The 8,228-nt window shown below is 56.3% G+C and carries 10 protein-coding genes; 5 read left to right on the top strand and 5 right to left on the bottom strand.

Going from position 1 to position 8,228, the window contains the following annotated elements:
- The coding region (locus AC4GMC_RS03930; protein ID WP_488082224.1) for a DMT family transporter at positions 1 to 851 on the top strand (851 nt) is incomplete at its 5' end.
- 30 nt (positions 852 to 881) lie between these two features.
- Here the strand turns inward: AC4GMC_RS03930 and AC4GMC_RS03925 are convergent.
- Positions 882 to 1,619, bottom strand: a complete 738-nt coding sequence (locus AC4GMC_RS03925) for an SDR family oxidoreductase (protein ID WP_487875607.1) — start codon at positions 1,617 to 1,619, stop codon at positions 882 to 884.
- Between the two features lie 69 nt (positions 1,620 to 1,688).
- A complete protein-coding gene (locus AC4GMC_RS03920) occupies positions 1,689 to 3,470 on the bottom strand; it encodes an IlvD/Edd family dehydratase (protein WP_487875608.1) in 1,782 nt (593 codons plus the stop codon).
- 121 nt (positions 3,471 to 3,591) lie between these two features.
- Here AC4GMC_RS03920 and AC4GMC_RS03915 point away from each other — a divergent pair, with 121 nt between their 5' ends.
- From AC4GMC_RS03915 to AC4GMC_RS03900, 4 genes are read left to right on the top strand one after another with little or no spacing between them, the layout of a single operon-like run.
- The gene (locus AC4GMC_RS03915) at positions 3,592 to 4,074 is read left to right on the top strand and encodes a hypothetical protein (RefSeq protein WP_487875609.1); all 483 of its coding nucleotides are present in this window, start codon (positions 3,592 to 3,594) and stop codon (positions 4,072 to 4,074) included.
- Positions 4,071 to 4,781: an AzlC family ABC transporter permease gene (locus AC4GMC_RS03910; RefSeq protein WP_487875610.1), complete on the top strand. Its 711-nt coding sequence runs from the start codon at positions 4,071 to 4,073 to the stop codon at positions 4,779 to 4,781. Before AC4GMC_RS03915 ends, AC4GMC_RS03910 begins: the two co-directional genes overlap by 4 nt.
- A complete protein-coding gene (locus AC4GMC_RS03905) occupies positions 4,778 to 5,098 on the top strand; it encodes an AzlD domain-containing protein (RefSeq protein ID WP_487875611.1) in 321 nt (106 codons plus the stop codon). Before AC4GMC_RS03910 ends, AC4GMC_RS03905 begins: the two co-directional genes overlap by 4 nt.
- A 34-nt stretch (positions 5,099 to 5,132) precedes the next feature.
- Positions 5,133 to 5,831 carry an RraA family protein gene (locus AC4GMC_RS03900; protein WP_487875612.1) on the top strand — a complete coding sequence of 233 codons (699 nt, stop codon included), beginning with the start codon at positions 5,133 to 5,135 and terminating at the stop codon, positions 5,829 to 5,831.
- 41 nt (positions 5,832 to 5,872) lie between these two features.
- Here AC4GMC_RS03900 and AC4GMC_RS03895 read toward each other — a convergent pair whose 3' ends face one another.
- From AC4GMC_RS03895 to AC4GMC_RS03885, 3 genes are all read right to left on the bottom strand, one after another.
- Positions 5,873 to 6,346 carry a peroxiredoxin family protein gene (locus AC4GMC_RS03895; RefSeq protein ID WP_487878922.1) on the bottom strand — a complete coding sequence of 158 codons (474 nt, stop codon included), beginning with the start codon at positions 6,344 to 6,346 and terminating at the stop codon, positions 5,873 to 5,875.
- Between the two features lie 83 nt (positions 6,347 to 6,429).
- The gene (locus AC4GMC_RS03890) at positions 6,430 to 7,353 is read right to left on the bottom strand and encodes an NAD(P)-dependent oxidoreductase (RefSeq protein WP_487875614.1); all 924 of its coding nucleotides are present in this window, start codon (positions 7,351 to 7,353) and stop codon (positions 6,430 to 6,432) included.
- 11 nt (positions 7,354 to 7,364) lie between these two features.
- Complete coding sequence (locus AC4GMC_RS03885) at positions 7,365 to 8,123, bottom strand: SDR family oxidoreductase (protein ID WP_487875615.1); 759 nt, start codon at positions 8,121 to 8,123, stop codon at positions 7,365 to 7,367.
- Between the last annotated feature and the right edge of the window lie 105 nt (positions 8,124 to 8,228).

Genomic DNA, 8,228 nt, shown 5'->3' with positions numbered 1-8,228 from the left:
CGGGCATCGGTATCATGGTGCTCGCGGTGGCCTTGTTCACCTGTATCGACACGTCAGCCAAATGGTTGCTGATCGCGGGGCTGCCTGCGTTGCAGGTGGTGTTTGCCCGATACGCCGGGCACCTACTCGTGTCACTGATCGTATACCTCCCCCAAGAAGGGCTGGATGCGCTCCGATCCCAAAGCCCGGGCAAGCAGTTCCTGCGCTCAGTCTTTTTGCTGGGCAGTACGATCCTAAACTTCATCGCACTCAGCTATTTGCCCATCACAATCACCACGACCATACAATTCACGATGCCAATCATGGTCACTCTATTGGCAATCCCAATGCTGGGCGAAACCGTAGGCCTTCGCCGTGTCATTGCAGTCTGCGTGGGCTTTTCAGGGGTGTTGGTCGTGACCCAACCATGGTCGGCGGCATGGCACCCCGCTATGCTATTGTCGGTCGCGTCGGTGCTTGTAGCATCGCTCTATTTCGTGATGACACGCATGTTGGCGGGTATCGAAAGCAACGCAACACAACAACTTTGGTCGTCGGCCGTTTCTACCACAATCCTTTTGCCCTTTGTGATCAAGGGGTGGGTCTGGCCACCGGATATGCAGGCGTGGATGGTCTTTATGGCCATCGGCTTTTTCGGCGCCACAGGTCATATCGCGGCCACTACGGCGCACCGCTGGGCAGATGCCTCACTGCTTTCCCCGATGTTTTACACGCAGATTGTGTTTGCCGCATTCGCGGGTATCTTTGTATTCGGCACATGGCCCACAGTTTACACTCTGGGCGGCGGCGCGATTATCATCGGGTCGGGTTTGTACATCTGGGCCAGAGAACGAAAAGTAAAAGGTGGGTGACAATTCACCCACCACTTCCCAGCGTTACGTCTAACCGCGCCCGATATAGGGCATCGCTGACGCCATCACGGTCATGAACTGAACGTTCGCATCCAACGGCAATGACGCCATGTGCAGTACCGATGAGGCAACGTTCGACACGTCCATCACCGGCTCTACTGCCATTGACCCATCAGCCTGCGGCACACCCTTGGTCATCGCCACGGCCATATCGGTCAAGGCGTTGCCAATATCGATCTGACCACACGCAATATTATACGCACGCCCATCCAAGGAAACCGAGCGCGTCAATCCAGTGATCGCATGCTTGGATGTCGTATAAGCGGCTGAACCATACCGCGGCACATAGGCTGAAACCGAACCATTATTAATGATCCGCCCACCCTGCGGGTCCTGCGCCCGCATCAAACCAAAAGCCACTTTGGCACAAATAAAACTGCCGGTGATGTTGATATCAATAAGGTTCCGCCACGCAGCAACGTCGATCTCATCCACTGTGGTCGAAGCCAGCGATACACCTGCATTGTTAAACAGCACATCCAGGTGGCCCCACTGTGCCGCAGCTTTTCCAAAGGCATCCACCACCGATGCTTCGTCACTCACGTCACAAGGCATGGCCAACGCATTTCCATGCGTGGCAGCAACAGCCTCCAAAGCATCTGCGTTACGCCCCACAAGACCAACTTTCCAGCCCGCCTCAAGAAACGCCTCAGCCGTTGCCTTACCAATCCCGCGCCCACCGCCGGTGATGATGATACTCTTTGTCATGGACCCGTGTCCCTACCTTGTTTGGTTCGTAAATATCCCGGGGGAGCGAAGCGGGGGCAGAGCCCCCAACTAGTGATTATCACGCGGCAAATCGTGACGAATTTTCTGGTACGCCGTCGCCAACTCCAGACAGCCGCCATCGGACAACTGCCCAACATGCTTGCGGTAAATCTCCTGCCAAGGGGTCTGATGCTTTAACTCAGGTGCTTCCCACGCATCAATACGCGCCTGCCACTCGTCGTCTGGCACCAAAGCATCCATCCGGCTCGCGTTGAGATCCAATCGGACACGGTCACCTGTGTTTAGATAGGCAAGCCCACCACCAACCACCGACTCCGGTGAAGCGTTCAGAATCGACGGGCTCTCGGACGTGCCGGACTGGCGCCCATCACCAACCGTTGGCAAATGGTTCACCCCTTGCCGGACAATCGCGTCAGGCGGCAACATATTCACCACTTCAGCTGAGCCGGGATACCCCACACAGCCAACCCCACGGATAAACAGAATCGTGTGATCATCAATCTCAAGCGAGGCATCGTTGATCCGGTCATGATAATCCTCTGGGCCTTCGAACACGACGGCACGCGCTTCAAACACCCCCTCGTTGCCCGGCTCTGATAAAAACCTTTGGCGGAAATCTGATGAAATCACGCTGGTTTTCATCAGCGCACTGTCAAAGAGATTTCCGGACAAAACCTTGAACCCGGCATGCAAGCGCATCGGTTCCGCGTAGGTGGTGATCACGTCGGTATCTTCGCTCTCCCAACCTGACAGGTTTTCTCCCATCGTTTTGCCTGTGGCGGTCATGACGTCCAGATGCAAGCGCTCAGCCTTGATCAACTCACCCATTACTGCGGGCACACCACCTGCACGGAAAAAGCTTTCGCCAAGGTATTCGCCAGCGGGCTGCATGTTGACCATCAAGGGCACGTCAAAGCCGATTTTCTCCCAATCAGTCACGTGCAATTCAACGCCAATATGCCGCGCGACGGCCTGCAAGTGTGGCGGCGCATTCGTCGATCCGCCGATCGCGGAATTCACCACAATCGCGTTTTCAAAAGCTTCACGCGTCAGGATGTCCGAGGGCTTGAGGTCCTCATAGACCATTCCAACGATCCGCTTGCCGGTCTCATAGGCCATGGCCATCCGCTCACGAAACGGCGCAGGGATCGCGCTGTTGCCCGTCAGGGTCATGCCCAGCGCCTCAGCCATCGCGTTCATCGTGCTCGCCGTACCCATCGTGTTACAATGCCCTTGGCTCGGCGCAGAGGAGCACACGCGCTTCATAAACTCCTCATAGTCGATCTTGCCTTCAGCCAAAAGGCGGCGGCTTTCCCAGACGATTGCGCCGGATCCAGCACGCTTTCCTTTCCACCAACCGTCCAGCATCGGCCCACCATTCAAGGCGATGGCGGGAATATCCATGGTGGCCGCGCCCATCAACATCGCGGGCGTAGTTTTATCACAGCCGGTGGTCAGCACGACACCATCCAGCGGATAGCCATGCAGCACCTCAACAAGGCTAAGATATTGAAGGTTACGATCCAGCGCCGCCGTCGGGCGTTTGCCAGTTTCCTGAACAGGATGCACTGGGAATTCCATCGGAATGCCACCAGCCTCACGTATGCCCGCCTTGATGCGATCCATCAGGAACACATGGATTTTATTGCAGGGCACAAGGTCCGAGCCGGTCTGTGCAATCCCAATCACCGGACGCGCGCTTTGCAGCTCTTCGCGGGTAAAGGTGCTGTTTTGATACCGTTCGGTATACAGCGCTGTCATGCCCGGGTTGTTTGGGTTGTCAAACCACTCCTGCGAGCGGAACCGCTTGTTGGCGCGGGTATCAGACATCGTGCCCTCCCATGATGTGAATTTGCCCGCTTAGAAAGGGGCGCTTGGCATACCATTCCGAAATGGTATACCAAATGCAAGGGCAAAGATGAGCCCACTCAAGGGAGAGGGAGAGCAGCCAATGCGAAACGGTATCTTGCACGCGGCATGCGTGTTTGTGGCTTTGAGTTTTGGCTCAGTAGCGTCAGCGGATGTCGATCTGATCACAACCGATGCCTGCCTGAATGAGCGGCTCGCCCAAGGCGAAAACCCAACCGTGTGTGTGGATCAGGCACACCAACGTTGCCTTACGACGCCTAGCGAAATGACCGCCTCAGCGGTGCTGTGTTTCGGCCAAGCCCGAGAGGCCTGGAATATCGGTATCGCAGCCAACATGGAGCGGATCAAAGAAACCGCTGATGAGCGGCTCGCGACAATTGCCGCGGTTGAGTTAAAGTACGATCTGCTGGGGAACTTGATGCAATGTGACCGCATGGAGGAACTGGCCAAGGCTGCATCCGAAGCCACAGGCGATCAAATCGCACGGCAGCGTGCGCAGTGCGAGGCGTCAGCGGCTGGGTTGGTCTATTTGCGCGTGAAATTGCGATCAAGCAGCCTGCAATGACGACGCGCCAAGCCTTTTGGCGCGGCTACCTCGATTGCGCGCCATTCATCCTGATCGTTGTGCCCTATTCGATGTTGTTCGGCGTCGTGGCGCGGGATGCGGGTTTGGACATTTTACAGACCATGTCCATGTCGGTTCTAGTGATTGCCGGAGCGTCTCAATTCACGGCGCTTGCGCTGCTACAAGACCAAGCGCCGGTGTTCATTGCCCTATTCGCCGCCCTGGCCGTCAACCTGCGCATGGCGATGTATTCCGCCGCTTTGGTTCCGCACTTGGGCCACGCCCGGCTAGGAACACGGGCCTTGATGGCCTATTTGATGGTCGACCAAGCCTTTGCTGTAGCGGTCAAAACATACGAAGATCGCCCCGAAATGACCCCGGACACCAAGGTTGCGTACTACTTTGGGGCTATGATGCTGATCTGCCCGATATGGTATGCCTGCACACTTTTGGGCGCAATCTTGGGGCAGGCCATACCCGAAAGCTGGTCATTGGATTTCGCCGTTCCGGTTTGTTTCATCGCACTAACCGCACCCCTGCTACGGTCGCTGTCACACGTGGTCGCTGCACTAACTTCCTGCGCAATGGCAATTGCATTCGCGTGGGTGCCTTGGTCACTTGGCCTCTTTATTGCGGCAATCATTGCGATGATCGTCGGAGCCCAAACAGAGCTGTTTATCCGACGCCGCAAGGTATGCGCACCATGATCGACGATACAACATTTTGGCTGCTGACCATCGCACTTGGGCTTGGCACCTTTGCTATCCGGTTTTCATTCCTTGGCCTGCTGGGTGGGCGGGAACTGCCGGAATGGGCGCTATTGCATCTGCGCTATGTTGGGGTGGCGGTCTTTCCCGCGCTGTTCACGCCTTTGGTCCTGTGGCCCGACGCCACAAGCGGGGACATGGACCCGGTCCGCATCATCGCCGCCATTGCCGCATTTTTGGTCGGGCTTCGTGGGTCAGTCATCGGGGCAATCATCGCCGGAATGGGCACCTTTTATGCGTTAACGATTATTCTATGAGCCGCGCCCCAATACAACATCAAGGGAGATTAAAATGATCGAAGAACCCGCCAAGCTGACAATTCGCGCCACGATTAACAGGCCGACGCAGGCGCAGATCGACGCATTCAAGAACATCCCAACCGGGTTCTTGTGCGACGCAATGGACGGGCAAGGCGCGCTGTGCACGTCAATCCAGCCGGTCTGCATAGATGGTGGCCTGCCCTTACACACCCATGGCCCCGCACTCGTGGCTGACAACGGTCCAGCAGAGATTTTGGCGACGATGGGCGCGATCCACATTGCGCAGCCGGGCGATGTTATTGTGGCGGCGGTACACGGCCACACGAATTGCCCAGCAGCTGGCGACAGATTCTGCGGGATGATGAAAAACAAGGGCGTAGCTGGGTTTATCACCGACGGTCAAATGCGCGACTACCCCGGGATTGTGGCTGCGGGCCTGCCTGCGTGGTGTGCCGGGCTTAGCCCAAACTCTCCTTACTCGAACGGACCTGGCAAGGTTGGGTTTGGTGCTGTTGTTGGCGGCCGGCATGTCGAAACCGGCGACATGATTGTCGCCGACCGAGATGGTGTTGTCGTCGTGCCCTTTGCGATGATTGATGCTGTTATCGCCCAACTGGCAGCCATACAGGAACTGGAAGATACCCTCGATGCAAAGGTCCAAAATGGCTTCTGTGAGATGGCGAAAGTGCAAGCAATGCTAGAAGACGGCACCGCAAAATTGGTGAGCTAAGCGAGAGGCCGTTTTAACCAACGGCCCGCCTCATTAACCAACTATGCTGTCCCGCGCACCGGCCGGTCATTTTCGATATTGAATCGCATTCCATCAAGCAATTCGTCCAAATCAGGCCGCGACGCCGGCCCGTTTGAGATATCGACCAGCATCAGCGTTCCATCAGGTCGGATCGCAAAAGTGCCCGGTTCGGCAAACCGCGTCGTGGTTTCGGCCTCGGACAAAGGGTCGGATACATACAGCCCAAGGGATCGCATCTGCGCCTCCGTCAGGCCATAGCACAGATTGAAATTCCAGCCGAATTCAGCCTTGTCCAGCTGCGCTTTTTCCAAGCTGTCCGCAGAAACAACAACGATATCCATCAATGCTGTCCAATCGGAAAGCATAGCGTTGAACTTGTTCAGATAACGCTTGCAGCGCGGGCAATGCCGCCCCCGGTAAACCACCAATAGCGTCCAGCGATCCGTGGGGCCACCAACGGTGATTGGGCCACCATCCAGTGCTGTGAAGTCCATAGGCCCGATAGGTGCGCCGACATTTGGCTTAGGGGATGACAATGAATGATCCTCACTTGGGTTCGGTGATCGCAAGGTTAACCCTAGCTTTCGCCTTTCTTAACAGCTTCAGACAGATCGCAACCGTTCAATTCTGCGATATGACTGGCAATCGTCGGCACATAATCCTGCCCTTTGCCAACCGCTTCGGCTTGATCAAAGTAGTTCCGGACGGCTGCCCCCATCGGGTTCATCACACCCGCGGCGGTTGCCATGGACGCCACATACCGCACATCTTTGGCCGCATTAGCGATAGCAAATTTGTGCGCATCAGGGTCACCGCCGACAGCGCCAGAAAAGAACGTATCGAAGAAACCGCACCCCATGCGCGAGGGCGCCATAACATCCCGCACCGATTGCGGTGTCAGGCCAGATTTAACCGCGATGCTCAGCGCCTCGGAATAAACCGATGCATAGGACATCGCCATGAAATTCATGATTAACTTCATCTTATGGCCCGCTCCAACCCCGCCGATATGGTTAATGGAGCCCGACCAGCATTCGATAATCGGCTTAACCTTGGTAAACGCTTCGCTAGATGCGCCAACCATCGCATCAAGCGACCCGGCCTCGGCTTCTTTGGGGGTTCGGCCCAATGGCGCGTCAACCATGTGCACACCCTGTGCTGCCATCTCATCGGCCAGCGCCATTGTAGATGTTGGATCCGCGGTCGTTGTATCGACCACGATCAGGCCGTTGCGCGCACCAGCCAAGATACCGTCAGGGCCACGAATAATCGCCTCAACCTGCGGAGAGTTAGACAGACAAAGGTGGATCACATCACACTGCTCAGCCATCTCCCGCGCGGTCTGGACTTCGGTCGCGCCCATACCAACTAGGCTATCCACAGGTGCCCTATTGCGGTTCCCCTTAATAACCAAAGGATATCCGCCCTGAAGGATGTTTTTCGCCATCCCGTGGCCCATCAAGCCAACGCCGATAAACCCAACCGTTAGTTTTTCAGTCATCAATATTTCCTCTAAAGGCTCGCAGTGATGCCGCCGTCGACATACAACGTGTGTCCGTTAACGAAGCTCGCCGCATCAGAGGCGAGGAATACCGCCGCGCCCTGAAGCTCTTCGACATTGCCCCAACGCCCTTGCGGCGTCCGCTTTTCCAACCACGCCGAGAAGTTTGGATCCGCCACCAAAGCTGCGTTCAGAGGCGTATCGAAATAGCCGGGCGCGATTGCGTTACAGTTCAAACCTAGCCGTGCCCAATCGGTTGCCATCCCCTTGGTAAGATTAGCGATCGCGCCTTTTGAGGCGGTATATGGCGCAATGCCGGGACGCGCGAGTGCCGTCTGAACCGACGCAATATTGATGATTTTCCCCTGACCGCGCGGGATCATATGCTTGGCTACAGCCTGCCCAACATAGAAGGCAGAATTGACGTTTGTCCGCATGAGATGATCAAAGGCGTCCGTCTCAAAATCCTCTAGCGGACCGCGGTGTTGCATGCCCGCGTTGTTAATCAAGATGTCGATTTGCCCAATGCGTTCATATTCATTAATCGCCTCACGCGCTGCAGCGGGGTCCGTCACGTCGAAGCAAAGCGTATCTACCTGCGCCCCTGTTGCGCGCAACCTGTCTGCCGCGGCTTCAAGATCGGCGATATTGCGACCATTCATAACCAGCTTCGCACCCGCTTCGGCAAGCCCTTTGGACAGGGCAAACCCAATGCCCTTAGACGACCCCGTGACCAATGCCACGCGGCCAGTTAGATCGAAATTTGGCATGTTCCCTCCGGTGCTGCGCGGCCTTTGGGTATTTGACAAATCCCTGCCGACGCTCTTACTTAGCAAAAATGGTATACCATTTACGGCGCAGCGCAAGCCGCGTTT

The organism is Thalassobacter sp. (genome assembly GCF_982993085.1).
This window is presented reverse-complemented; position numbering and strand designations above follow the sequence as displayed.